General features: G+C 45.5%; 23 protein-coding genes and 1 riboswitch. Of the genes, 9 read left to right on the top strand and 14 right to left on the bottom strand.

The genetic code is table 11. The features are described 5' to 3' along the window. Positions 1-1,034 precede the first annotated feature (1,034 nt). The 5 genes from ASG85_RS22200 to ASG85_RS22180 form a co-directional block, all read right to left on the bottom strand. Positions 1,035-2,633 carry a response regulator gene (locus ASG85_RS22200; RefSeq protein ID WP_057307440.1) on the bottom strand — a complete coding sequence of 533 codons (1,599 nt, stop codon included), beginning with the start codon at positions 2,631-2,633 and terminating at the stop codon, positions 1,035-1,037. Beyond that, positions 2,627-4,396, bottom strand: a complete 1,770-nt coding sequence (locus tag ASG85_RS22195) for a sensor histidine kinase (protein WP_156396725.1) — start codon at positions 4,394-4,396, stop codon at positions 2,627-2,629. Before ASG85_RS22195 ends, ASG85_RS22200 begins: the two co-directional genes overlap by 7 nt. A gap of 34 nt (positions 4,397-4,430) precedes the next feature. Then, entirely contained in the window at positions 4,431-6,053 is a 1,623-nt protein-coding gene (locus ASG85_RS22190) for an extracellular solute-binding protein (RefSeq protein WP_162251358.1), read from the bottom strand. Positions 6,054-6,133: 80 nt separating this feature from the next. After that, a complete protein-coding gene (locus ASG85_RS22185; protein WP_057307437.1) occupies positions 6,134-7,021 on the bottom strand; it encodes a carbohydrate ABC transporter permease in 888 nt (295 codons plus the stop codon). Between the two features lie 15 nt (positions 7,022-7,036). Continuing rightward, positions 7,037-7,999, bottom strand: coding sequence for an ABC transporter permease (locus ASG85_RS22180; protein WP_057307436.1), 963 nt, complete (start codon positions 7,997-7,999; stop codon positions 7,037-7,039). 287 nt (positions 8,000-8,286) lie between these two features. Here ASG85_RS22180 and ASG85_RS39615 point away from each other — a divergent pair, with 287 nt between their 5' ends. Then, positions 8,287-9,447 carry a VWA domain-containing protein gene (locus tag ASG85_RS39615; protein ID WP_082562619.1) on the top strand — a complete coding sequence of 387 codons (1,161 nt, stop codon included), beginning with the start codon at positions 8,287-8,289 and terminating at the stop codon, positions 9,445-9,447. A gap of 103 nt (positions 9,448-9,550) precedes the next feature. On the opposite strand, the gene ASG85_RS22170 is transcribed toward ASG85_RS39615, so the two are convergent. Both ASG85_RS22170 and ASG85_RS22165 read right to left on the bottom strand, forming a co-directional pair. Further along, positions 9,551-9,835, bottom strand: coding sequence for a hypothetical protein (locus tag ASG85_RS22170; protein WP_057307435.1), 285 nt, complete (start codon positions 9,833-9,835; stop codon positions 9,551-9,553). Between the two features lie 58 nt (positions 9,836-9,893). Next, positions 9,894-11,063 (bottom strand): MFS transporter, encoded by a 1,170-nt coding sequence (locus tag ASG85_RS22165; protein ID WP_060647775.1) that lies wholly within the window; start codon positions 11,061-11,063, stop codon positions 9,894-9,896. A 139-nt stretch (positions 11,064-11,202) separates the two neighbouring features. Here ASG85_RS22165 and ASG85_RS22160 point away from each other — a divergent pair, with 139 nt between their 5' ends. The 6 genes from ASG85_RS22160 (at position 11,203) to ASG85_RS22135 (ending at position 16,751) form a co-directional block, all read left to right on the top strand. After that, positions 11,203-11,529: a winged helix-turn-helix transcriptional regulator gene (locus ASG85_RS22160; protein WP_057307433.1), complete on the top strand. Its 327-nt coding sequence runs from the start codon at positions 11,203-11,205 to the stop codon at positions 11,527-11,529. Between the two features lie 45 nt (positions 11,530-11,574). Beyond that, positions 11,575-12,234 (top strand): NAD-dependent epimerase/dehydratase family protein, encoded by a 660-nt coding sequence (locus ASG85_RS22155; RefSeq protein WP_057307432.1) that lies wholly within the window; start codon positions 11,575-11,577, stop codon positions 12,232-12,234. A 367-nt stretch (positions 12,235-12,601) separates the two neighbouring features. Beyond that, positions 12,602-13,678 (top strand): alpha/beta fold hydrolase, encoded by a 1,077-nt coding sequence (locus ASG85_RS22150; RefSeq protein WP_057307431.1) that lies wholly within the window; start codon positions 12,602-12,604, stop codon positions 13,676-13,678. A 45-nt stretch (positions 13,679-13,723) separates the two neighbouring features. Next, a complete protein-coding gene (locus tag ASG85_RS22145; RefSeq protein ID WP_057307430.1) occupies positions 13,724-14,314 on the top strand; it encodes a TetR/AcrR family transcriptional regulator in 591 nt (196 codons plus the stop codon). Between the two features lie 130 nt (positions 14,315-14,444). After that, positions 14,445-16,325 carry a molecular chaperone HtpG gene (gene htpG, locus ASG85_RS22140; protein WP_057307429.1) on the top strand — a complete coding sequence of 627 codons (1,881 nt, stop codon included), beginning with the start codon at positions 14,445-14,447 and terminating at the stop codon, positions 16,323-16,325. Between the two features lie 78 nt (positions 16,326-16,403). Then, positions 16,404-16,751 carry a hypothetical protein gene (locus ASG85_RS22135; protein ID WP_156396722.1) on the top strand — a complete coding sequence of 116 codons (348 nt, stop codon included), beginning with the start codon at positions 16,404-16,406 and terminating at the stop codon, positions 16,749-16,751. A gap of 795 nt (positions 16,752-17,546) precedes the next feature. On the opposite strand, the gene ASG85_RS38050 is transcribed toward ASG85_RS22135, so the two are convergent. Continuing rightward, positions 17,547-17,720 carry a hypothetical protein gene (locus ASG85_RS38050; protein WP_156390265.1) on the bottom strand — a complete coding sequence of 58 codons (174 nt, stop codon included), beginning with the start codon at positions 17,718-17,720 and terminating at the stop codon, positions 17,547-17,549. A gap of 83 nt (positions 17,721-17,803) precedes the next feature. Further along, positions 17,804-17,899: riboswitch (cyclic di-GMP riboswitch) on the top strand. Between the two features lie 39 nt (positions 17,900-17,938). Here ASG85_RS38050 and ASG85_RS22130 point away from each other — a divergent pair. After that, entirely contained in the window at positions 17,939-18,130 is a 192-nt protein-coding gene (locus tag ASG85_RS22130; protein WP_057307427.1) for a hypothetical protein, read from the top strand. A 164-nt stretch (positions 18,131-18,294) separates the two neighbouring features. On the opposite strand, the gene nrdR is transcribed toward ASG85_RS22130, so the two are convergent. Then, positions 18,295-18,774, bottom strand: coding sequence for a transcriptional regulator NrdR (gene nrdR, locus ASG85_RS22125; RefSeq protein WP_029199331.1), 480 nt, complete (start codon positions 18,772-18,774; stop codon positions 18,295-18,297). A 115-nt stretch (positions 18,775-18,889) separates the two neighbouring features. On the opposite strand from nrdR, the gene ASG85_RS22120 reads away from it, so the two are divergent. Then, positions 18,890-19,114 (top strand): alpha/beta-type small acid-soluble spore protein, encoded by a 225-nt coding sequence (locus tag ASG85_RS22120; protein ID WP_029199330.1) that lies wholly within the window; start codon positions 18,890-18,892, stop codon positions 19,112-19,114. A gap of 101 nt (positions 19,115-19,215) precedes the next feature. Here ASG85_RS22120 and ASG85_RS22115 read toward each other — a convergent pair whose 3' ends face one another. The 5 genes from ASG85_RS22115 to polA all read right to left on the bottom strand — a co-directional run bounded on the left by ASG85_RS22115 (position 19,216) and on the right by polA (position 24,946). Continuing rightward, entirely contained in the window at positions 19,216-19,794 is a 579-nt protein-coding gene (locus tag ASG85_RS22115) for a lytic transglycosylase domain-containing protein (protein WP_060647773.1), read from the bottom strand. Continuing rightward, complete coding sequence (gene coaE / locus ASG85_RS22110; RefSeq protein ID WP_060647772.1) at positions 19,791-20,387, bottom strand: dephospho-CoA kinase; 597 nt, start codon at positions 20,385-20,387, stop codon at positions 19,791-19,793. The genes ASG85_RS22115 and coaE overlap by 4 nt, the downstream gene beginning before the upstream one ends. A 25-nt stretch (positions 20,388-20,412) precedes the next feature. After that, a complete protein-coding gene (locus tag ASG85_RS22105; RefSeq protein WP_057307424.1) occupies positions 20,413-21,156 on the bottom strand; it encodes an MntP/YtaF family protein in 744 nt (247 codons plus the stop codon). 96 nt (positions 21,157-21,252) lie between these two features. Continuing rightward, complete coding sequence (gene mutM / locus ASG85_RS22100; protein WP_060647771.1) at positions 21,253-22,113, bottom strand: DNA-formamidopyrimidine glycosylase; 861 nt, start codon at positions 22,111-22,113, stop codon at positions 21,253-21,255. A gap of 172 nt (positions 22,114-22,285) precedes the next feature. Then, positions 22,286-24,946, bottom strand: coding sequence for a DNA polymerase I (gene polA, locus ASG85_RS22095; protein WP_060647782.1), 2,661 nt, complete (start codon positions 24,944-24,946; stop codon positions 22,286-22,288). Positions 24,947-24,960 lie beyond the last annotated feature (14 nt).

Below are 24,960 nucleotides of genomic sequence, written 5' to 3'. Positions count from 1 at the left end.
TTACCCTCATACGAACAACCTCCGGCTAATTTCATTGTATTTTCTTAGCCTAAAAGTGTCCAACTTAATTAGGGGGCTTTATAGAATTGTTGTACATTGTGCAACATCGAAGGGAGAATCGCGGGATCTAGACAGCAATTGTTGTACTTTCTACAACATCTTCAACCGAAAGTATGGATTCATTCATCCAGCAACCTCAATTGGGCATATATTACGATTGATCCCGATTTATGACACCTCAATAAAGAGTTAGATTGGATGAATGAATCGACGGTCTCCATTATGCAACAATGTAGGGAGATAAGCGGGATCTAGGTAACAATTGTTGCACCTTCGAGTCAATTTCGTAATTCAAAACCCTTGCTACATAAGGATTTTTAGCGCATTCAAAAACAGTCACCTACCCAAAATATCCATTGGGTGCCAAGAATTTCATGTTATTCTCCGTTTAAGTACTAGAAATCAGGGCATTTAAGTGGATAAATCCCTTTCTGAATTCTGTAATTGGTTTGAATGTCAATAGCTCGTACGATGTTTATGGGGCCTTGTGGGAAAATAGTGCTTTAATAGTGATATTAGCTCCTTAAGGTTTATCCGACGGTATTTCTATCGAATCCACACTTCATTTGAACGTTAAGAGTCTTTAGGGACTTCTATTTTTACATAATACGCTGAAAATGAAGAGATAGCAGTCTCTAAAGGCTCTTATCCGATTGCTTTTCTCCCGAGTTCACACTTTACTTGACGGGTAAGAGCCTCTACGGACTCTTATTTTTACAAAATACGCTGGAAATGAAGAAATAGCAGTCTCTAAAGGCTCTTATCCAACTGCATTTCTCCCGAATCCTTATTTTTACAAAATACGCTGGAAATGAAGAAATAGCAGTCTCTAAAGGCTCTTATCCAACTGCATTTCTCCCGAATCCATACTTGGAAAAATCGGACTTTTATTATGAAATTGACTCCCTTCTAAACATATTCTACTGAGAATATAATTTCATTCATCCGGGATAAGAGGATGGGCGGTCTCCTAACTATTGATTTTTTTTATATTCCGTCGGCGTAAACCCCGTATAAGCTTTGAACAGCTTGCAAAAGTAACGATAATTGTCTACGCCGACAGCCTCCGCCACCTCATATATTTTCATCGTCGTCTGCGTCAGCAGTTCTTCGGCCTTCTTCATTCGGTACCGGTTCAAATAATCGGTAAAATGCTCACCCGTCTCTTGCTTGAACAATTGCCCCGCATAGGAAGGATGAAGCTGTACGCGCTCCGCAAGATCGGAAATCTGAATATCCTCTGCATACCTTTCGTGAATAAGGCGGCACATGCTTTGAATCTCCTTGCGGTAGGACATCCTCACATGCTCCCCGAATGCCCGCTCCAGCTCTTGGAAAGTTTGCTCCCACCAGCTGACAAATTCCTCCCAGGTCTCGACCGATGCAAGATCGTCCATTCGCTCCGTTACGGAAACTGGGATTTCCGACAAAGCCGGATCAAGCAGCTTGTGCGAGACATGTATCAACTCCGCAGGACGTAAGGGCGGAACTCCCTCTTGCAGCAGTGGCGTGATCGCCTCGCGGAACGAGATGGCAGAACGCTGCTGCAGTGCCTTTCGTACCGCAGCAGCCCATTCCCGATACTGTGAGGGGGGTATCACCGTGAACCGCTCAGGCACCGCGTCGGAAATCATCGGCGTTGGATGATAGAAGAAAGCGTCCAGACCATCCGCTCCAGCGCGGACCAACTCCGTCCAAGTCACTTCGCCGATCTGTCTAAGCAGGGCATGCGCATGCCCCGGAACGCCAATTACGGCACGTATATCATCCAGAACAGCCACTGCTTCCACACGAAGTAAGCTGAGCCTAGCTGCAGCGCTATGGATATTCGGCAAGCGCATGAACACAAACAGCCTGTCGCTTCTCCAAGGTACAGTGACAGCGACGACTTTGCCATCACCCTCGCTCTCTAAGTATCGACGCTCGATAACTTGTCCGGCTTCCGCTTGCAGACGTAATGCCTGCTCGCCCTGCTGACTCGCGATTCCGAACAACTCGCGCCCGCTCCAACCGACGGACAGTAAAGCGACGAAGCCCGACTGCCTTTCGATTGAGCCAAGTCCCGGCGGCAGTGGATGTGCATCCAAGGATGCCGGAGCAGATAACATCCGCTCCAGCCAGTGTCGTCTTTCTTGCCAGTCGCTTTGCCGCTGCTGAAGCCCTTGAAGCTGCAGCCGGTGCGCTACGTCCATGTCGCGGTAGATCTCTTCGGCGACCTTGCGACAAGCTTTCAGAAGCTGATCCGCCTCCTGTACCTGCTTGATCATGTAGCCTGAGACGCCAATCGATATAGCGCGCTTGGCGAAATCGAATTCGCCGTAAGTGGTCAAAATCATGATATGAATCTGCGGATATCTCTCCCGTACATAGTCGGCTAACTCCAGTCCGTCCATATCAGGCATCATGATGTCGGTTAGCAGTAGGTGGGGATTCTCCTGCTCCATGATGCGGATCGCTTCCTTCGCACTGGAGGCTGGTCCGATCAGTGTAAAACCGGCAGAAGCCCAGTCAACCCTTTGCGAATAATGCTCCCTTACCCACTGCTCGTCGTCCACCAGCAACAGCTTCAGCATGCTTCTCTCCCCCCTTCACTCTTAACCTGGCATGCTTCAGGACCATCCGGCTCGGGTAGTCTGACGCAAACCAGCAGCCCCTCCTCCGATTCCTCGGGAAAGCTTAAACCGTATGACTCGCCAAAATGAAGCCGGATTCGCTCGTGAATGTTGCGCAAACCCAAATTATTCAGTCCTTTATGACGCCCTAATGAAGGAACACCGGCAAGAAGGCAACTCAGCTTAGAAGGATCGACGCCAGGGCCCGTATCCGACACTTCGAGCAATGTTCCCCCTTCATTGGAAGCCATACCTGCCACGATAATATGATTCGTTTCGCCTGTGCCGAGTCCATAGAAAATACTATTCTCGACGAGCGTAATCAACGTGAGCTTAGGTATCGGGGCGACGAGCGACTCGTCGCGTACAACGAGATCGAGCCGGAAGACGTCCCCGTACCGCAACTTCATGAGCACATCGTATTGCTCCAGCTGTCGCAATTCCTCCTCCACCGTTACAATATCACCCGTCTTGTCCGTCGAATACTGCAGCAGGCCAGTCAGGGCACGCAGCATTCCAGCCATCTCTGCTGCGCGTCCCGCCTGATCCAAACAATAGATCGCGCTCAGCGTATTATGAAGAAAATGCGGATGAATTTGCGATTGCAAAGCTTTCAATTCGAGCTGTCGTTTCTTCTCCTCCACCAATCGCAGATCATCAAACAACGTCTGAATACTGTCCATCATCCGATTGAACGCATCGGCAATGTAGGCGAACTCATCGTTGCGCTTAAGCGATACCCTCACGTTCAGCGCCCCTCGTGCTCCCGCCTTCATTTGCTGAGTTATCGCGCTAACTGGTACTTGGATGTACCTCGCGATCCACATGGACAGGAAAGCCGCAAGGATAATCGCGACAAGAAGCACCACCACCATTTGCTGCTCCAGTAAGGTTAGCAACGGATATGCTTCCGATTCCTTGACGATCGAGAAGACAACCCAATTCCAGCGGTTCTGATCGCTCCTTAGCACTTTATACGCAGCGGTCTCTGTGTGGACCCTATCGTAGGACATTTGACTGGCAGCAGTAAGAGACTGCAGTTGACTGACAATAGATTCATATTCCTTTATTGCGGTAAGAGATGTTAACGGCATATTAAAGGCGATAGGCTGACCGGGGCCGGTAAACAGAAATACAGCCTTTTCCTTGTTTTGTACCACCGAAGGACCCGTCAGCGAGGACAAATTCAAATCGAACACGATAATCCGCTTCGCATCGATCCGTTTGGCGACTGATAGCGACTGTCTCCCCCCCGATTGATAAGGTGGACTCCACCAAACACCGCTGTCGCCTGACATTTGACGCACGATATCGGCAACCTGTTTTTCAGGGACGAAAAATGGATAGGAAAAAGGAGAGCTGCTTGAAATAGTCTCTCCCTCAATCAAGTAAATAGCCTCGAATTCCTCCCGGTGCTGGATCATCATGGTTTCCAGCAGCCTTGCGATATCCTCTTTCCCCAGACTGTCGTTAATGATTGGATTGGACAAAAGCATCAGTAGGCCTTGAATATTGTTCATGAACGTTTTCAAATAATTTTCCACCTGTACGACTGAATCCTGAAGTACGGCCTCATTGTTTTGTTTAATCGGATTGAACAGCCGTTGATAGCCGAACAATCCGATCACGAAAAATAGACCCACCACCGATAGAAAGACGAGAACGAACAACTTCCTACTGATTCCTGTATACCTTCGGTTCCTTAACCTACGCAATAGCCACATTGCCAAACAGTCCCTTCCAATGTCAAGCGGCGTCTCAGTTATCACTCATAAATTTGATCGATTTTCCGGATGCTTGCGAGACCTGCTCAGCGTAATAACCGAAGATGTTTTTGCCGCCGTATTTGTTCATAAGCTCAGCCCGGTATTGGGGCCAATTGGAGGCATCTTTTTCCTTGAATAAAATCTGGATATGATACTCGCTCATTTTTTTACGCAGTGTCGCCAAATCCATACCATCCTTGATTGTCAGGCTGGTTCCGACCGACGGCAGCAGCTTGTAAGCATTCAGCTTCTCAGAAATTGCTTTATCCCGTGCTGTGATGTTTTTGTCGATAATCTCGAGGCCGAATTTATCTGTCTGACCCTGTACAAAATTGGCAAACCAATTATAAATATTGAGGAAATTGCCGTTATCAAGAACATCTCTCTTGTATGCATCCTCGATCCGTTCGATTTGCTTTCCATTACGCTTGTAGTGAATGCCTTCTAACCCATATTGAGTTAACAAGTACCCCTCTTCGCTAGCCAGCCAATCCAAAATCTCGATCGATCGCTTCGCCTTCTCCTCCGACGTTTTGGAACTGATCAGGAATGGGTTGCCCGGAAGCAGCTCGACCCATGTTCCGGTCTTGGCTCCGATGTGGAACGGCTGCCAATCGACATTCGCCACACCGGTTACCGCCTTCGTCTTCACCTGTAAGCCGTTTGCATTATTGTCATAGGCGTCGTTGCCCCCTGCGGATAGCACGATGCCGACTTTACCCTGCGTCGCTTTCTCTATGTGTTGTCCGCTTTTATTTAGCAGCCAGTCGGGATCAACCACATTCATGGCTAACAGTTTTCGGACGTCGTCCAGCACTTTTTGCATCCGGATATCGGTACGGACATCGATAAACTGATCGTTTTCGAGCACGAAATCGCCTACAAGCCCGTTTTTAATGAATTCCGGGAAATCGAAAGGCAGTGATGTACCGTTACCGCTTGTCGAAAAGCCAAAGGTATCGTTCTTGCCATTGCCGTCTGGATCTTTTTCAGTGAACGCTTTCATGACGGTAACCATCTCGTCGTACGTTTCCGGCATCTTCAAGCCCAACTTATCAAGCCAATCCTTCCGGACGTAATACGAGCGAGACACCTTCTTCGTATACGGAACCGGGGCGCGTTTGAAAACGTCTTGCACTTGATACTGCTTCAGATCCGTCGGCGAAATCCAATATTTGAAGTAGTTTGGCATCGCTTCAGGGGTGACGAGATTCGTCATATCTCGTGCTATGCCGTCCTTGATGTACTTGACCGACTCCAGTCCGTCCATATAAAACAGATCCGGGATGTCGCCGGAAGCGATCATCGTATTGATTTTACTGAGATAATCAGGTCCCGACGCCATATACAAAAGTTTCAGATCGACGTTGAATTTTTCTGCGATTGCTTTTTTAACGAAATCTTTGTCCGCTGCGGGCAATTGCGAACTGTTAGCCGCGTTGACAAACCAAGTGAGCGCCAGCTTTTCTTTCTTCACCGAGGCCGCAGGCGACTCTCCCGCTTTCGCTGAAACGGAAGGAGAGCCATTCGTTCCACCGTCCGATTTATTGCTGCACGCTGCTGCGATAAGGGCTGTTGCCAGCAAAATCGCTGTTATTGTCGTTGTCTTTTTCATGCGCATTTAGACCTCCTAATGTTTTTTATGTATTTGGTTCGTTTGCTGCTTAAGTAGGCAAGCCGGTAAAGGATGACACGTCATCCTTTGATCGAACCAATCAGCATGCCCTTCATGAAATATTTTTGCAGGAATGGATACAGGACTAGAACCGGTACAATCGCTATGACCACGACGGCCATTTTGACTGTTTCTGGAGGAAGTGATTGCAACTCCGATTGCGGCACCGACAGCTCCTGGCTGACGCTTGGCGCTATGATCATGTTGCGAAGCACGACTTGAAGAGGGTACAGCTCGCGCTCGTGCAAATACATGATGCCGGCGAAATAGGTATTCCAATGCCCGACTGCGAAAAAAAGCGTGAGCGTCGCGAGAATCGGCAGCGAAAGCGGCAGTACAATGCGCAGCAGTGTTGCCAAATCGCCGGCGCCATCCACCTTCGCTGCCTCCTCAACCTCGTGCGGCAGTCCTTCAAAATACGTCTTCATGATCAGCAAATTGAATGACGAAATCATACCGGGAATAACAAGTGCCCATAAGGTATTCATCATTCCGAGCGCTTTGACGATCATATAGACGGGAATAAGACCTCCTGAGAACAGCATCGTAAAAATGATAGCAAGCAGCATGGCGTTCCTGCCTGGCAAAAACTTTTTGGATAATGGGTATGCAAGCGCCGTCGTGGCGATCAAATTGAGCATGGTGCCTGCTACGGTAATAAATATGGTCACCTGCAGCGCGTTTGGCACAACATTGCTGCCCAGCACAGTCCGGAACGCATCGAGTGTGAAGACACTGGGGAATAGCACGAATCCACCACTGCGCAGCACCTCCGTATAAGGTGTAACAGATACGATGAAAACATAATAAAGCGGAAAAAGAGTTGCTAGACAGAACAAGCCTAGCCCTGCGTACAGAACGACATCGAATATCCTGTCGGGTGTTCTCTTCTTTAATACAATCGACATGTCAGCATCCTCCTGTCACCATATACCCGATCCTCCGAACCGTTTGGCGAGCTTGTTTGCGCCAAGCACCAGGATAAGCCCAATCACCGACTTAAATACGCCCATTGCGGTTGGGACGCTGAAATCCAGCTGCTCAATGCCTCGCCGGAATATCCAGGTATCGAGAATGTCGCCAACATCGTACACCCTGGCATTGAGAAAAATGTACACCTGATCGAAGCCCGCATCCAAAATATGTCCGATTCGCAAAATGATCATCAGCATGAACACATCACGTATGCCGGGTAGTGTAACATGCCACATTTGACGCCCTCTGCCTGCTCCGTCCATAACAGCTGCCTCGTACAGCTCTGGATTGATCGATGACAGGGCTGCCAAATAAATGATCGCCCCGAAGCCCGTGTTTTTCCAGACGTCCGTTATTAACAGCATCGGCCGGAACGAATTGGAATTCGTCATGACGTCGATACTGCCCCAGCCCATGTCACGAAACAGTGTCGTCACCAGACCTGATCCAGGCGCGAAGAACGAGAACACAAGGCCGTAGACGATAATCCACGACAAGAAGTGCGGACCATACGTGATTGTCTGGACGATCCGTTTGAACCAATTGACCCGCACCTCGTTCAGCAGCAGTGCGAGGATAACGTCAGGAAACATATTGAATAAAATCCGGTAAGTACTTAGCAATACCGTATTTTTGAGCAGCAGAGGAAATTCAGGCGAGTTAAATATTTTCCGAAAGTTGTCCAGCCCTATCCAGTCGCTCCCCCAGAATCCTTTCATCAGATTGTAGTCCTTGAAAGCAATAACCAAGCCGACCATCGGCGCATAATGAAACACTAGATAATAGAGCAGCCCCGGCGCTGTCAGTATGTAAAGCCAGCGATACTTGGCAATCGTCCGCCAGAAACCGCTCCTTGCATCTTTGGGCGTTACGACAGTTTGTCCCGTTATGGTCAACTTGCTGGCTTGCATGAAATTCCCCCATCTCCGGAACGATCCGATATTGTCAATTCAATTGTGAAGCGCTTACAAATGCTATCTATAAATAATTATAGGTGCGAACCAGAACCGAAAATAGCACCGCATTTCAATAAATTGTCCAAAAATTAAAGAACTGAGCACGTTTGCTTGACTGTAGTTGTTGCCAAATCCGAGGTAGCGCAAGATATCAAGAGGTAAACGGTTGTAAACTGTCGAAAATATATTCCAAGTATTGAATGACAGCTTATCTAATGGCCATGATTTGAGGAGATGAACACATGTTACTGTTGAAAGGACAAAAAGTTGATATCACAAGAGGAACAAGTCTGTCTAACCTTAGCCTGCAATTCGGGTGGTCATCGTCAGTTGCCGCAATGAACATTGACGCTGCCTGTTTTATGTTATCGGATAGTAACCGATGCGAACGGGATGAGGATTTTATATTTTACGGCAATTCGTCTGCCCAGAGCGGAGCAGTGAATCATAAACCATTAGATGGCATAGACAAGGAAGCAATCAGTATCTTTTTATCCAAGCTCCCGAATAGTGTTGCGAAAATGGCTTTTACCCTAACGATTCACGAGGGCGAGAAGCATGGACATAGGATGAAGGATATATCGAATTCTTATTTACGACTCGTTAATGCCGATAATGGTGAAGAAATATTCCGATTTGAATATGGTTCAGATCTTTCCAAGGAGACAGCCATTGTTGTCGGCGAGTTATATAGGCACAATGGGGAATGGAAATTCAACGAGAAAACGATCTTATCATCTATCGATTTACGTAAGAAAATCGTTCAGATCACATTGGAAAAGAAGAAGTTGACCAACTTTACCGCCAGAGTAGGCTTAGTTCTCGATATCTCAGGATCGATGCAGACATTGTACAAGAACGGAACGGTTCAGGAAGTGGTTGAGCGCATACTGGCTGTCGCTTGTAAGTTTGATGATAATGCGACACTAGACGTCTGGATCTACGACAATGAATTCAGCAGGTTGCCTTCCGCTACGGAGGAAGATTTCGACCAATATGTACAAAAGCATATTATGAATAACAAGACGATACATAAATTCGGCCGTAATAATGAGCCGCCCGTCATGCAGGACGTGATTCATAAATATACCATTGAGGAAGATTCATCCATACCCGTATTTATGGTGTTCATCAATGACGGCGGTGTCGTAAAACCCATCAAGAAAGTCATCACCGAATCTGCTGTACAACCGATATTCTGGCAATTCGTAGGCATTGGCGATTCTGATTTTGATGTGCTGAAGCAGTTGGACACGATGGAAGGACGAATCGTAGATAACGCTAATTTTATTCACATTGAAGACATTGCTTCGATTTCGGATGAAACGCTATATAATCATCTTTTGAATGAATTTCCGTTATGGCTAAAAGAGGCCGCAGCCAAAAGAATTATTCGGATTTAAAATACAAGCAAGGACAACCCGTTAAAGGTTGTCCTTGCTCCATTTTACGTCTTAAATTTTTCATTTATCTCTTGAAGCTCAATAGCCATCTTAGATAATAACTCTAAGGAAGCTGCGATTTCTTCCATCGATGCCAACTGCTCCTATGCCGCTGCGGAGACATTATGAGTAGTGCCGATGCGCTTTTCTCCACAACATTGAAAATGGTATCCATATTACCATCCATGGATATATGAGTGGCTTGCGTTGCATGATCCGAAACTGCTTGAGCGTTAGAAGCGTTTTCTAAGACATCTTTGGACATTTCGTCCACTATTCGCACCCCTTGCTTGACGGTTCTTTCGATCGGATAAGCGAATGAAATAACCAGTTTGCTCTGCAATGACATTCGGAATGATATCATGGTTAATTGTGTAAATTGTAAGGATAGTTACGGAGGGCAAGAATTATTCAGGACTATAACTTTGAAACCTCTTACCTACCCTAAAACTGACGAAGGCAGCCGCCAACCCGAGCGCTACAATGATACTTGCCATCCATGGATGATAGAAGACAGTCGAAGTCGCGTTCGACATCACTCCCCCCGCGCCAGCTCCCATCGCTATTCCCAAATGAATGATGGATGTATTCAAACTGAGAACGAGATTGGATGACTGCGGCGCTTGTTGAATAAAATACGTTTGGATAGCTGGACCGGTCACGAACATGGAGAACACCATAAGGGCGATTAACACTAAACTGATAACTAATGATTCGGAAAAAAAAGGCAGTAGAGCTAAAACTGCTACATGAACGATAATACTCAGCGTAATGATGCGAGCCGCTCCCCATCTATCAATGCCATAACCGCCTAAACGAGATCCGATGGCTCCGAAAATACCGAAAACAAGCATAATGATACTTATGTTGGAGGCCTTCACATGAAGGACGTCTTGAATAAACGGCGTCAGATACGTAAATAAAATCGAGTTACCCGATTCTCTAAAAAAGGTGAGGAACAAACCGCTTACGATGACGAGACTTCCCAACACTTTAAATTGCTGCACGAATGGAACCGGTGCGTCCCCCTCAATTTCTGGTAGAAGGCGGAAGATTATGAAAGTAATTAACAGGCTGAATAAGCCTAATATAATGAAAATCGCTTGCCAACTCCACCAGTTGGTAATAGCAATTCCAATCGGGACCCCTAAGATCATAGCGCTGCTAAACCCAAGAACGATCGTGCCGATCGCACTTCCTAGTTTCTCAGCAGGCACTAATTTGGCAACCGCACCAAACACTACAACAAGATAGACGCCTGCGCTTATCCCAAGAATTATACGAGAAACCATTAAGATCGAAATCTCTGAACTCCCAAAAGAAGCTAGACAGCCCAAGATAAATACAGCCAGTGAGCCGAGCAGTACTTTCCTGCGGCCCATCCGGGAAGTAAGTGACACCACAATGGGGGTTCCAATCGCAAACGCAAGAGAATAGGCTGTAATTAGCTGCCCCGCAAGTGCGATAGAAATGTTTAAATCTTCAGCGATGATATGAAGGATTCCGGCAACAACCAGCTCGGAGGTCGCCGTTAGAAATACCCCTAGGGCAAGGATGTAGATAGACAGTCGATTCATTCGATTCATTCCTTTCTGCTATTCCGTGATCGTTTTATTGAAGTATAATAAGGTTACGAAAATAATGTAAGAAGGCAAAGTATTTGGACATTATCCAAGTATTTTGACTAACTAACTATAAGTAAGAAGGTGAAGCCACATGGAACCTTTACAAGAAGAAGTGCATGACTTCTCTAACATCTGTTCTGTATTGACCATACTTGGTGCCAAATGGGCATTCCTAGTTATAGCTGAGCTATCAAAAGGCCCGAAACGATTTAAGCAGCTTCATCGAGATTTAGTAATCGTCAAGACACAATCCTTAACGGATGTGCTGCGGCATTTAGAGCAGAACGGGATTGTTCTACGCCAAGTAACCCCTACTGTACCCATCATGGTCGAATATTCATTGACGGAAAAAGGAATTGATTTTCAGACCGCTCTCAAAGAAATGGATAAATGGGCCAAGAGATGGGAAAGCAAATAACCATTAACGCAAATTTGAGACAATTGAATTGAAAGGTGTGATAGATTGAACGTCCTTCTTTTTGGAGCTACGGGCATGGTGGGACAAAGCGTCCTGCGAGAATGCCTTCTCGATCCTCAAGTTCATAGCGTGCTATCGGTAGGTAGAAGCATCACTGGTCAGAATCATCCCAAATTACACGAACAGGTACATGCTAATCTTCTGGATCTATCTGTCATTGAGCATAAACTGTCGGGCTTTGATGCTTGTTTTTTCTGCCTTGGTGTCTCTTCCGCGGGTATGACCGAAGACCGATATCGGGCAATAACCTATGATATTACCATGCATGTTGCTGAGACATTAGTGAGATTGAACCCTAACATGTCGTTCTTCTATGTAACAGGAATGGGAACCGATAGTACGGAAAAGGGTCGCAGTATGTGGGCACGGGTGAAGGGAAAAACGGAGAATGATTTGCTTAAACTGCCTTTCAAGTCAGCTTACATGTTCCGTCCAGGAGGCATTCTTCCATTGCATGGCGTCAAGTCCAAGACTAAACTGTACCAGAGCATTTACACCATATCGAAACCTCTCTATCCTTTGTTAGAAAAGTGGTTCCCGAATTCGATTACGACTTCAGAAAAGATCGGACGCGCAATGATCAAAATTGCCAAGCAAGGTTATCCAAAATCAATCATTGAGAGCAGTGATATCAATCTCATTTGAGAAGAATTCGAGGAGACAATTATGGTTACTGCGGATGAAATTAGAAGCATCGCGCTGTCAACTTAGCGTTCATGATTATTCGAATGGATCGTGTCCATCCTGAGGAATGTCGTAATATGCTTACGCTGGCCTGGTGCCTTGTAGCTCCTACGAAGATCGTAAAAGCTTTTAATGAAACATCTAAGGGTAAAAGTTAAAACAAGATTTACTTACATAAACAGCTGCTTAACGCTTGGGTTCCCAAGCGTTTTTTATTATTTGCATAGTCAATAACCTATTGACTGCGGATTGAAAATGAATTAAGCTACAGTTAAGATTTATCGATGAATGAATTATTCATTTAAAAATATCAGAGCGAGGTGCACGAATGAATAAAAAACATTTAGTTTGGGATCTACTCCTACGAAAGCTAAATCAGCGTAGAAATGCTAAGAAGCTTATCTTTCATACACCAAATGGCATCGCCCAGGAACGCTTCATTCAGATTGGCGGCATTGATCAATGGATCACCATTCGCGGGGAAGATCGCAGCAAGCCCGTGCTGTTCTTCATACACGGCGGTCCCGCATCAACTTATACCGTCTTCACTCCATTGCTGCGTTCATGGGAGAAGCACTTTACCATCGTCCAATGGGACCATCGCGGTGCAGGTAAGACATTCCGCAGGAATGGCGTGAATGGGAGCGGAGAAATTACTTTTGCCAGACTCGCACAGGATGGACTCGAGGTTGCCGAATTCCTATGTAAGCATCTCAATCAAGAAAAAATTATTCTTGTTGGCAGCTCTGTGGGCAGCTGTATTGGTGTCATGATGGTTAAGAGCCGACCAGACCTCTTCCATGCCTATGTCGGGACTGATCAGAACGTCGGCCCAGATCCGAACCATCTGTCATATCAGATGACACTGGAAGGACTTCGCGCTGCTGGGAACAATAAGGGCATGATGGCAATCGAGAGAATTGGGCCCGATCCCTCGCAGTGGAGCCGCAAAGACTTCGATGAAATGAACAAATGGATCATTAAATCTATTACAACGGTTCCTAATATGATTATGGACATCATACTGCCTGCTATTCTGTCGTCGCCGGGCCACACCATACGTGATATTATAGACATTTTCAAAGGCATGAACTTCTCCTTGGACTTTCTTTTTGATGAACTCATGGCCTTTGACGTCCGCAACCTCGGGTTAGCATTTGATTTACCATTCTTCATCTTCCAAGGTGATACTGATGCCATAACACCAACCGCATTAGCCCAAGCCTATTTCGCTGATATTAAAGCACCTCATAAAGAATTCGTTCTTATCCAGAATGCGGGCCATCTCGCAGCCTTTGCTCGAACAGAACAATTTCTAGATGAACTTAGGATGAGGATATGTCCGCTTGTAGACTCGGCAAGCAATAGGGATGCTATTTCACTTCAACTTGAGAAGCCTATATAATAAGTTTAATGAAATGATATTATGCAGATCGGAGATTGACGGCCATTGTCCCCATTAAATGAACAACAATTGACTCAAATTCGTGATGATCGCAGAGAACAAATTAAGAAAGCAGCTCTTACCGTATTTGCCCGCCACGGAATCGCAGGAACCAAAATGAGCATGATCGCGGCAGAGGCTGGCATCAGTCAAGGCCTCTTCTACCGTTACTATAGCTCCAAAGATTCGCTATTCACTGCACTCGTTCAAGAACTCATGGAAGAAGCAGGCAAGGAAATTGCTTACATTGCTCAAATACCTGGCACTCCCGCGGAACAAATTAAAGCGTTGACTCAAGGAATGCTGGATGAAGAAAACAAGCATGCTTTCATGCTTATTCAACAAGCACGAAAAACGGATGATGTGCCCGAAGAGGTCAAACAAGCCCTTGAACAGCATTCCCCGAAAGTTCTTATAGATCAGCTAGTCCCTATATTTATCAAAGGGCAGCAAGCTGGAGAATTCTCTGCAGGCGATCCTAGGGAACTGTTATCGTGGTATTTTAACATCATCAACAGTCTGATTATGCAAGAACAAGAATATGAAGAATATGGGTTTCCAAGCGCGGATATTCTCATGCGGATTATTACGAAATAGAGCTCTGTTTTGCCATACCAATTGACATTGAAAAAGAGGAATGTTATAAAGATAGGGATGGCACTCGAAGACTGAGAGTGCTAATAATTATCTCTGACTAATTTCTACATATTTGAAAGGAGATCTCCCATTGGAAAAGAAACAGTTTCAAGCCGAATCCAAGCGCTTATTGGAAATGATGATCAATTCGATTTATACGCAAAGAGAGATATTTCTAAGAGAGCTTATCTCCAATGCCAGCGATGCTATCGACAAAATTTACTACAAAGCTTTGACCGATGACACGTTGGTTTTTGACAAAGATAGTTATTTCATTAAAGTGATTGCCGACAAAACGAATCGTACACTCACACTGCGTGATACGGGTATTGGTATGACGAAGGAAGATTTGGAGAATAACCTGGGGATCATTGCGAAGAGCGGATCTTTGGCTTTCAAAAAAGAAAATGAAGCAAAAGACGGTCACAATATCATTGGCCAGTTCGGTGTTGGCTTCTATTCAGCGTTTATGGTTGCAGATGTCGTTACGGTTATTAGTAGAGCTTTAGGCAGCGATGTTGCCTACAAGTGGGAGTCCACCGGTGCTGATGGCTACACGATCGAAACAGCAGAGAAAGACGAAGTGGGCACAGAGATCATCCTGAAAATTAAGGATAATACGGAAGATGAGAACTTTGATGAATTTTTAGACGAGTATCGTTTAAAAGCGATCATCAAAAAATATTCCGATTTCATTCGTTACCCTATTAAAATGGACATTACCGGAAAAAGGCTGAAAGAAGGCAGCGAAAGCGAATTCGAGGATTACCAAGAAGAGCAGCATGTCAACAGCATGGTTCCTATCTGGAGAAAAAACAAAAGTGAATTGACTCCGGAAGATTACGAGAAGTTTTATCACGAGAAACATTACGGCTTCGACAAGCCGCTCAAACATATTCACGTTAGCGCCGATGGAGCTGTCGTCTATCAAGCTATCCTCTTTATCCCGGAAAATATTCCTTTTGACTATTATTCCAAAGAGTACGAAAAGGGCTTGGAGCTCTACGCCAATGGCGTATTGATCATGAACAAATGTGCGGACCTGCTTCCTGACTATTTCAGCTTCGTTAAAGGAATGGTTGATTCAGAGAGCCTATCGCTCAATATTTCCAGAGAAATGCTCCAGCATGACCGTCAATTGAAGCTGATTGCCAAAAACATTTCGAGCAAGATCAAAGGCCAGCTGCAAAGCCTGTTGAAAGACGAAAGAGAAAAATATGAGCAATTCTACAAATCATTCGGCCGACAACTCAAATTTGGTGTCTATAGCGATTACGGAAGCCATAAGGACGTCTTGCAGGATCTATTAATGTTCCATTCCTCCAAGGAGAAAAAACTGGTTACATTGGACGAATACGTGGCAAGAATGCCGGAAGATCAGAAGTACATTTACTACGCTTCTGGAGAATCGATGGAAAGAATCGATAAGCTTCCACAAACCGAGCTTGTGACAGATAAAGGCTATGAGATTTTGTATTTCACCGATGATATCGATGAATTCGCGATCAAAATGATCATGACCTACAAAGAAAAAGAATTTAAATCCGTTTCAAGCGGCGATCTTGGGATTGAAGTGGATGATAACCAAACGGAAACCGATGCTGACAAGAATGACAACAAAGAGCTTTTCGATTATATGAAAGATCTGTTGTCCGGCAAGGTTACAAATGTAAAAGCATCTAAGCGTCTTAAAAAACACCCTGTGTGCTTATCGACAGACGGCGATGTAACGATCGAGATGGAAAAAATCTTAAATGCGATGCCGAATAATCCTAACGTGAAGGCTGAGAAGGTACTGGAAATCAACGTCAATCACGAAGTATTCGCATCCTTAAAAGATGCTTTTGACAAAGACAAAGAGAAGCTGAATCTTTATACGGCCCTGCTGTATAATCAAGCTCTCTTGATCGAAGGTTTGCCTCTTCAAGATCCGGTTGAATTCACGAACGATATCTGCAAAATCATGGTTTAATAGGATGAAAGAAGCTGTCCCAAAAGTAACATGATATGTATGGGACAGATCTAATTGTTTAAAATAGTGAATATTTGAATGAAAAAGGAGCTAAGCGGCTTGTATGTGCTTAGCTCCTTTGTTTTTGGCGTCCACCGCCGCAGTGAGTGTGGGCAAGCGAATGCCACCCGACCTCCAGACCTTGCTTTGGGTAAGCCTCGAAGCAGGAACATTTTCGAACCCTTTGCCTTATGCTTCTGGGCGGCATTACCTCAAACAATGGTATACCGATTGGCAATGGCTTCAATTGGCCGTCGACAAAGTAGAGCTCAAGTTGCACGTATTTCTCATCAGCAAGAAATTGAAGAATCGCGGGCCTATCTCACAGTCATCTTCGGCGACTTTTTGCACAGCCACTCTTACAGCAATGATGTATTTCATCGTTAGATTCAAGTTGAGATTGCATTGCGATTGCTGCAACGATGTTTTACATCATTAGGAGGGAGATTGGAAGTATGAATTTCGTTCTGAATACCGCTTCGAGCGAATGTCCCAGAAAGTAAATTGACCCTAAGGGATTTTTCGCAAGTTAGATCTACATTGAAGTCATTTATGTCTTGGGACAGACCCTTTTGCGTACATAAAGAGAAGTTCTAGCGATTATACGCTGCGCGTTCGATTTAATGGATGTTTCTTAAATCGAGGACCATTCGTCATATGTCAGATCCACATGCTCGGTGTACTATACTTTATCACTCTAATTGGCTGATCGTGCTAATTTAATAAGGTAGAATTTGCTCTCTTTGAGGTTTCGGATGAATCAATCCATTATTCGCGGTTGAAAGATGTTGTAGAAAGTGCAACAATAGCTGCCTAAATCTCGCTGTCCTCGCATCGTTGTTGCATTATGTACAGCAATTTGGTCCAATAAAGGCCATTTCACAACAAATGGGCTCAAAATGTTGCACAAACTGCAACTTCAAGTTGCAAAATAGCCTTTGGGCGTGAGAATTGTTGTAGAGAATACAACATTAGTAATCCTATAGCCCATCTACCGTCACGAAAGCTAAATGGGGGTGCCCTAAAAATCATATTCAGAAAAAATGAAATCCCACTTTATGTATTTTGTAGACTGTCTGCTACTTTCATTGGATTAATCCAGTGAAGTAGGGATTTGACGACCTAAAAGTCACTTCCATTGGATTTTTTCCAATAGAATCATGAATTTTCTTTTTTATATGATCAACCACTCTTATAATCGGGAAAGGTTTCCTTTACCTCATATTGTTTCTTCGAGTCCGAGTTTGCATACACATAAGCCAATAAACGATCTGTATCAATTCCGAGAGAGCTAGCAACTTTTACGATGTCTAATTCATAAGAAATACTTGGAATTTGATTGGACTTGACGGACATATGCTTCAACCATCCTTCGAATAATGTAATTAATGGATACTCAATCCGTAAATATGATATAGTTTTCTTACAAACATAAATCGGTACGATAAAGGCAAAACCACTGAAAAGTGGCGACGCAAAGCTAAAGGGACTAAAATGGCATCGATGAATGTCCAAAATGTCAGCCAGCTACCGCCTCCGTCCGATTCATGTAGAAAGACTAGGAGGGAACAAAGATGATGGAAAAAATTATGGTGGATGGTAAAATGAGCATGGATGTACAGCAATTGATTGATAACTTGCACCTTTCAGAAAATGATCTTTTGAACATGTTCTCCTTTAAGTTTAATAACAACGTTTTAACCCAAGATGAAGCTATTCGGTTTATTCATTTTCTCAGAAGTGAACTGGACAAACGAACTCAATAAAGGAATTATGCACGAAAGCATACAAAAATACAGTCGGTTGATGTCTAAAGATTTATTTTTTTCAAATAAATATTAATCGCATGATTGTTGATTTCATGGGAAAAACTAAGAAAAGACAACGGGAATCCCGCTGTCTTTTTCTTAGTTTTTGTCATATTTAGAGATTATTTATCCCGGAGCAGTCCGGTGTCATGCTTTCCCAATATTTGCGTTAACTCCTTCAGGAACATATTAATGTCCTTAAACTGTCGGTATACGGAGGCAAAGCGAATGTACGCCACTTCATCGACGGGGTACAGCTGTTCCATGACGATTTCTCCAATGCTTAAACTATCCACTTCAGCATGAGCCGTGGTGCGAAGCTGCATTTCCACTTCAGATACCATCATCTCAAGCCTTTCCATCGATACCGGCCGCTTCTCACAAGCTCGAATCAAGCCTCTTAATATCTTCTCTCGACTAAATTCTTCCCTACTTCCATCTTTCTTAATCACGATTAACGGCGTTTCTTCCACCATCTCAAAAGTGGTGAATCTTCTCGCGCACTTCTCACATTCTCGACGACGACGAATCGATTTGTTTTCATTGGCTGAACGTGAATCAAGAACTTTCGTACCGGAATAGTCACAGAACGGACACTTCATTCGCTATCTCTCCTTTCTCTCTTCTCTTCTTTGATCTATTACCATATGTTACATGTCATGAACTTAGGAGATATGCACACAATACTATTACCAAACGACAAGGAGGTGAACAGACATGGGCGCAGGACAAAACCGTAACAGCAATACTTTAGTTGTTCCTCAAGCTAACGCAGCCTTGGATCAGCTAAAATATGAAGTAGCGCAAGAACTTGGTATCGCCATCCCACAAGATGGTTATATGGGTAATATGGCTACTCGTGATGCTGGTGCCATTGGTGGTAACATCACTCGTCGCTTAGTACAAATCGCTGAGCAATCCTTGGCTGGTCAATTCAAGTAATCTTGAATCCTAGCTACTGAAGCTCAAAAGCAGGAAGTATTGGACTCTAAGCCCCCAAAAGGAGCTAGTCCAATGCTTCTTTGTTTATGAGAGAAGGAATCTTAATCCTTCTTTCCCCATTGCTGAGAATAAAGCTTCGTGTATTTCTCGTAATAATAGAGCACCCGCTGTACATAATGACGTGTTTCTCCGAATGGAATTTGATTAATATGCTCTTGCGAACCATCCCAAACGTCATTTTGCTTCCATTTATTCACATTCCCTTGACCTGCATTATAAGCTGCAATGGCATAAATTAAATTACCATTATAATGCTTCTTTAGCCAGCTCAAATACCAAGAACCAAGATTAATATTTACGTCCACTTTTAATAAATCGCCCTGCACATGAGGTCCCAGATTCGTGGATTCTACAATCCACTCTGCCGTGTCAGGCATAAGCTGCATAAGGCCTAATGCCCCTTTGCTTGACTCCAAATGATATTTGTAATTCGTTTCCACCCTAATAATCGCAGCAATTAAAAATGGATCTATATTGTGTTTCGCCGCGCTCTGCCTAATTTCCTGCTCAAAGTAGATCGGGTACAGCTTTCTTCCGATAAAATCGCTATTCATAAAAAGAACTAGAATAAAACAAACAAGAAGCAGGGCAAAAACTCGTTTTCTACGTAAAAAGGTCATGAAAGCCCCTTCCCTAGCCAAAACCGCTCCACTTCAGCGTTAGTTTCTTCCCATGTCCCGCTGTTGTCAATGACAACATCCGCGAATTTACGTTTCTCCTCAATGGACATCTGAGCATCAATGCGATTGTTCGCCGCACTTTCCGTCAGTCCATCCCGCTGCATAAGCCGCTCCAACTGAACTGGACGTGGCACATATACAACCATAACCTCTTGAAACATGAAGGATAAATTAGATTCGATTAATAAAGGGACATCGACCACAACAAGCTTGTCTGGAAATTGCCGTTCATAGGCTTCCATCTGTTCACGTATTTGTGCACGAATTGGCGGATGCAGAATACTTTCTAGCTGCTTGCGTGCCTCGGTATTCCCAAAGATGATCTCGCCAAGCTTCTTGCGATGAAGCGAGCCGTCTGCCAGAAGGACAGCTTGTCCAAAATGTGCAGCAACCTGTTCAAGAACAGGGCTGCCGGGCTCGACGACATCGCGGGCTATAGTATCCGCATCTACTAATAGGGCGCCGCGGCTAACCAGCATGGCGCTAACCGTGCTTTTGCCGCAAGCGATTCCTCCTGTTAACCCGATATTCATGGGCAAATCTCTCCTAACGTGCGTCCTACAACATTTTCAAAAGACCCATAATAATGAGTACACATCCCGGAAGTACAGACAGTTTCTTCATCCAATTCATCTCCGCATACCGTAAACCAAACCGCAAACCTAATGCAATAAATGAACCACTTGATATCGAAATGACGGAAGCCGTTAACAGTGGAACGAAACCGATTAATGCTGCGCCAATGCCTGCACCGAACGCATCCAATGATAGCGCCAAACCAAGCAAGGTAGCCTCTGAAGCCGAAATATTACCCGATTTGTCAACGTCTGCAATGGATGGTGTTCGCAAAATTTGAATAACCAGTCCGAAACGTTTCAGCTCGATATTCAGTATTTCCTTCGTTCGCTGCAAAGTATCAAACGTGAGAATCTCTCCAGAACCAGGATGCTTACCCTCTGATGAAGGAAGAACACCGCTTATCGATGCTTGATCTAAGGATGTGACTCCTCCACGTTCCTGATGCTCTTGAGGCTTCTGTTGTCTTGTTTGTGCCAGTGCCCAGATGCCAATCCCAATCAAGATGAGAGCACCAATACGCTTAGCAACCAAGGGAGACATGAAGGAAGACATCAGGACACCGATCTGCATCGAGCTGTAGATAATGATACCAGACCAAAGCGATATAATCCCAATGGATAGGAGCGGAATTCGTATTTTACGTAATCCATACATCACACCAACGCCGAAGCCGTCCAAAGAAACTGCGAAAGCAAGAATAAGTAGAGAAACTACAGGAAGCATAATACCCCTCCTAAGAGTTTTACCCAGAAACTAGCTTGTAAGCCGTTATCTAGGCTAAGTACTCCATATCATATGGGAAGGGGAGGCTTCACGTGCCTATTTCTCTGACTTCTTTCGGATTACCTTGCGCTTTAACGGTTGACAAGTTGGGCAAATATGCGTTCCTCTGCCGCCAACAACGGTTTTGTAGATCTCGCTCCCGCATGTTTTGCAGGGCTCGGACTGTCTGCCATAAATGTTCAGTTGATGCTGGAACAAGCCAATTTCGCCTTGTCCATTCACATACGATTTGATGGAGGATCCTCCAACTTCAACCGATTCACGAAGTGTACGAATGATAGCTGAGTGAAGAAGTTCGAGTTCCTTCTTGCTCAGTGATGAGGCTTCGCGTTCTGGATGAATACCAGCCAAGAAAAGGGACTCGTCTACATAAATATTCCCGATGCCCACGATATATTCTTGATTCAGCAGCAGCGGTTTTATCTTCGTCGAACGATGAGCGATCCGGTCACGAAAAGCCTCGAAGGTGAAGCCTTCATCTAACGGTTCAAGTCCAAGCTTATGCAGCGGTGGCTGCGTGAGCTCTTCGCCTTTGGGGAACAGATGCATCGTTCCAAATTGTCTAACATCCTTATAGCGGAGCTCGCTGCCATCGGTGAAGCGGAACAACACATGGGTGTGAAGCTCCAACGGATCTTCACCGTCATACAGACCGTATCGTCCTTCCATCCGCAGATGCGAAACCATGACGTAATCGGTGAGTATGAAGCGCAGAAATTTCCCTCTGCGTTCTATGGTTTCAACCGTCTGACCTTGCAGCAGAACCTCAAACATATGAATATCGTCCGGCTTTTGGATGATACGAGGCAGTCTGACCTGAACATGCTCAATCGTTTTTCCGGTGATTAAAGTGTTCAGCGTACGTCTGACCGTTTCGACTTCGGGTAGTTCAGGCATGGATGTTCACCTCTTTTGTGTAATATGAGTTGTTGCAAAAAGTATAGCAAATTTTAGTTGAATAGCTTCCAATGCGAATGGCTAGTCCAAGTCATCTAATTTCCTAAACAAGCTAATATTCGCCGGTATTGCAGAAACTCGTGATGAAAACCACTTACAAAAAGATCATGACTTACTTAGCATCGTACCAAGTAAGTCCGAAGTCAACATCCGCGCTCAGAGGGACATCCAACTTAAGCGCTGCAGCCATGACTTCCGGTACTAAGCTGCGCATGGTCTCAAGTTCCTCTTCAGGGACTTCAAAGACGAGCTCATCGTGTACCTGAAGCAGCATGCGGCTCTTGAGTCCGTCTTGTTTCAAACGGTCGGCCATTTGGACCATGGCTAGTTTAATGATATCTGCGGCTGTCCCCTGTATCGGCGTATTCATCGCTGTTCGCTCAGCGAAGGAACGCAGATTAAAGTTCGATGCCGTGATCTCGGGAAGATAACGTCGGCGCTGCAGCAAGGTAGTAACATACCCGTCCCTGCGAGCATCCTTCACGATCTCATCCATATATTTGCGAACGCCTTGGAAGACAGCAAAGTACTGTTCAATGAACTGAGCTGCATCCCTGCGGGTAATGTCTAAGTTCTGGGACAAGCCGTAGTCGCTGATGCCGTAAACGATCCCGAAGTTGACGGCTTTGGCCTGGCGGCGCATGTTCGCGTCAACGGCGCTCTCTTCCACCCCGAAGACATCCATGGCCGTCTTCGTGTGGATGTCCATATTCTGAAGGAACGCTTCCTTCAGATTGTCATCCTGCGAGATGTGCGCAAGCACGCGCAGCTCGATCTGCGAGTAATCCGCAGCAAGAATGTACCATCCAGGCTCGGATGGAACGAATACCTTGCGGATCTTACGACCTTCCTCCAGACGAATAGGAATATTCTGGAGGTTCGGGAACTGGCTGCTGAGCCGGCCCGTGGCGGCAATCGTCTGCCGGTAATAGGTGTGCACCTTACCGGTCTCTGGCCGTACCTCTTTGAGCAGCCCCTCGACGTACGTCGATTGCAGCTTCGCTAGCGAACGGTAGTTCAAAATCTCCCCTACGACTTCATGGTAGGGTGCAAGGCGCTCAAGCACCTCGGCATCGGTCGAGTAGCCGGTCTTGGTCTTCTTCCAAGCTGGCAGCCCCAGCTTCTCAAATAAGATCTCGCCAAGCTGCTTCGGCGAGTTGATGTTAAACTCTACGCCGGCGAGTGTGTAGATGCGGGTCATGATCGCATCCAGCTTGCTTGCAAGCTCCACGCCGAACGCTTTAAGCCCCTCGGCATCGAGTGCGATGCCGCGCAGCTCCATCTCCGCGAGCACGCCCGCGAGAGGCAGCTCCAGCTCGTAGAAGAGGCTATGCATCTCGCTCTTCTCCAGTTCTTCGCGCAGCACCGGCACGATGCGCGCAATAGCCATCGCTTTGCGACCCAAGTGGTCGCTAAGCGCAGCCAGCTCAGGCAAGCGAAACTTCGCTCCCTTGCCGAACACTTCCTCGTCGGTCTTAACGCCCGGCAGGCTGTACTTGCCCGTCAAGCCGCTCAAGCTGAGATTCGACTCTGTCGGATCGAGTAAGTAAGCGGCCAGCAGAGCGTCGAAATCCACACCTCTGAGGTGGATACCTTGCCAAGCCAGCACCAGCTGGGCACGATGCTGGTCAAAGAGTTGCTTCTTCTTGGAATCATCGCTTAGCCAAGTGCGCAGCGGCTCACCCGCTTCGCTCTTCAGCAGCGCTATGGGTACGAAGTAAGATGTATTCGTTTCCCCATCATACGTAAACCAGACAACGCCTACCATCACGGCTTGATGGGGATTTTCCCCAATCGCCTCAACATGGATCGCAGCGTTATCGCCTATTTTGCCAATCAACTCATCCATGTTGTCTTCTGTTACAACAACCGCATCCAAACTCTCGACAACTCGTTCCTCATCGACACTGCTTGGGCCGAAATCCATCTTCTCTAGAAGGGATTTGAATTCCAGCTTGCGGAACATACTGGATAAAGCTTGTCCATCAAAGCCATCGTAACGGAAAACATCCCACTCCGTTTCCATCGGCACTTCGCGGAAAATGGTCGCTAGCTCTTTACTCATGATAGCACTTTGTGCATGCTCCTCGACTTTTTCCTTCATTTTGCCTTTGAGGCTTGATGCATTAGCAAGCACTTCTTCTACGGTTCCAAATTCATGCAGCATCTTGAGTGCCGTTTTTTCCCCAACACCCGGAATGCCTGGGATATTATCCGACGTATCGCCCATCAACCCTTTGAGGTCGATAATTTGCGCAGGCGTGAGGCCGTATTTCTCTTTGATTTCTGCAGGATTATAAAGATCAACTTCGCTAATTCCTTTACGTGTGATCGCAACGGTCACATGCTCGGAAGCCAGCTGCAGCATATCCTTATCTCCAGAAACGAGAAGCACCTTCTCGCCTCTTTCATCAGCTGCCTTGGTCAAGGTTCCAATAATATCGTCAGCCTCATAGCCTGTCAGCTCAAACTGTGGAATCTTGAAAGCTTTAAGCAGCTCTTTGATCAGCGGAAACTGCTCAGAGAGCTCAGACGGCGTTTTGGCACGTCCACCCTTATATTCCGTATATTCTTTGTGTCTAAACGTTATTTTGCCTGCATCAAATGCGACAAGAAAATGGGTAGGTTTTTGTTCCTCAATTAATTTCAACAACATGGTCGTGAAGCCATAGACTGCATTCGTGTGCAGTCCGCTTGAGTTGCTTAGCAGCGGTAAAGCATAAAAGGCTCGAAAAGCAATAGAGTTACCATCAATAATAATAAGCTTATCCATAAGTTCGCACCCCG

The organism is Paenibacillus sp. Soil724D2 (assembly GCF_001427935.1).
Classification (GTDB): Bacteria; Bacillota; Bacilli; order Paenibacillales; family NBRC-103111; genus Paenibacillus_E.
This window is presented reverse-complemented; position numbering and strand designations above follow the sequence as displayed.

Excerpts from the sequence above, each read along its gene's own strand:
- ASG85_RS22150 (WP_057307431.1), top strand. The coding sequence starts at position 12,602 with ATGAATAAAAAACATTTAGTTTGGGATCTACTCCTACGAAAGCTAAAT.
- ASG85_RS22195 (WP_156396725.1), bottom strand. The coding sequence starts at position 4,396 with ATGTGGCTATTGCGTAGGTTAAGGAACCGAAGGTATACAGGAATCAGT.
- ASG85_RS22190 (WP_162251358.1), bottom strand. The coding sequence starts at position 6,053 with ATGAAAAAGACAACGACAATAACAGCGATTTTGCTGGCAACAGCCCTT.
- nrdR (WP_029199331.1), bottom strand. The coding sequence starts at position 18,774 with ATGAAGTGTCCGTTCTGTGACTATTCCGGTACGAAAGTTCTTGATTCA.
- ASG85_RS22105 (WP_057307424.1), bottom strand. The coding sequence starts at position 21,156 with ATGCTTCCTGTAGTTTCTCTACTTATTCTTGCTTTCGCAGTTTCTTTG.
- ASG85_RS39615 (WP_082562619.1), top strand. The coding sequence starts at position 8,287 with ATGTTACTGTTGAAAGGACAAAAAGTTGATATCACAAGAGGAACAAGT.
- polA (WP_060647782.1), bottom strand. The coding sequence starts at position 24,946 with ATGGATAAGCTTATTATTATTGATGGTAACTCTATTGCTTTTCGAGCC.
- mutM (WP_060647771.1), bottom strand. The coding sequence starts at position 22,113 with ATGCCTGAACTACCCGAAGTCGAAACGGTCAGACGTACGCTGAACACT.
- ASG85_RS22165 (WP_060647775.1), bottom strand. The coding sequence starts at position 11,063 with ATGAATCGACTGTCTATCTACATCCTTGCCCTAGGGGTATTTCTAACG.
- ASG85_RS22200 (WP_057307440.1), bottom strand. The coding sequence starts at position 2,633 with ATGCTGAAGCTGTTGCTGGTGGACGACGAGCAGTGGGTAAGGGAGCAT.
- ASG85_RS22180 (WP_057307436.1), bottom strand. The coding sequence starts at position 7,999 with ATGCAAGCCAGCAAGTTGACCATAACGGGACAAACTGTCGTAACGCCC.
- ASG85_RS22135 (WP_156396722.1), top strand. The coding sequence starts at position 16,404 with ATGAAAAAGGAGCTAAGCGGCTTGTATGTGCTTAGCTCCTTTGTTTTT.
- coaE (WP_060647772.1), bottom strand. The coding sequence starts at position 20,387 with ATGAATATCGGGTTAACAGGAGGAATCGCTTGCGGCAAAAGCACGGTT.
- ASG85_RS38050 (WP_156390265.1), bottom strand. The coding sequence starts at position 17,720 with ATGTCCGTCAAGTCCAATCAAATTCCAAGTATTTCTTATGAATTAGAC.
- ASG85_RS22130 (WP_057307427.1), top strand. The coding sequence starts at position 17,939 with ATGATGGAAAAAATTATGGTGGATGGTAAAATGAGCATGGATGTACAG.
- ASG85_RS22120 (WP_029199330.1), top strand. The coding sequence starts at position 18,890 with ATGGGCGCAGGACAAAACCGTAACAGCAATACTTTAGTTGTTCCTCAA.
- ASG85_RS22185 (WP_057307437.1), bottom strand. The coding sequence starts at position 7,021 with ATGTCGATTGTATTAAAGAAGAGAACACCCGACAGGATATTCGATGTC.
- ASG85_RS22115 (WP_060647773.1), bottom strand. The coding sequence starts at position 19,794 with ATGACCTTTTTACGTAGAAAACGAGTTTTTGCCCTGCTTCTTGTTTGT.
- ASG85_RS22160 (WP_057307433.1), top strand. The coding sequence starts at position 11,203 with ATGGAACCTTTACAAGAAGAAGTGCATGACTTCTCTAACATCTGTTCT.
- ASG85_RS22170 (WP_057307435.1), bottom strand. The coding sequence starts at position 9,835 with ATGTCATTGCAGAGCAAACTGGTTATTTCATTCGCTTATCCGATCGAA.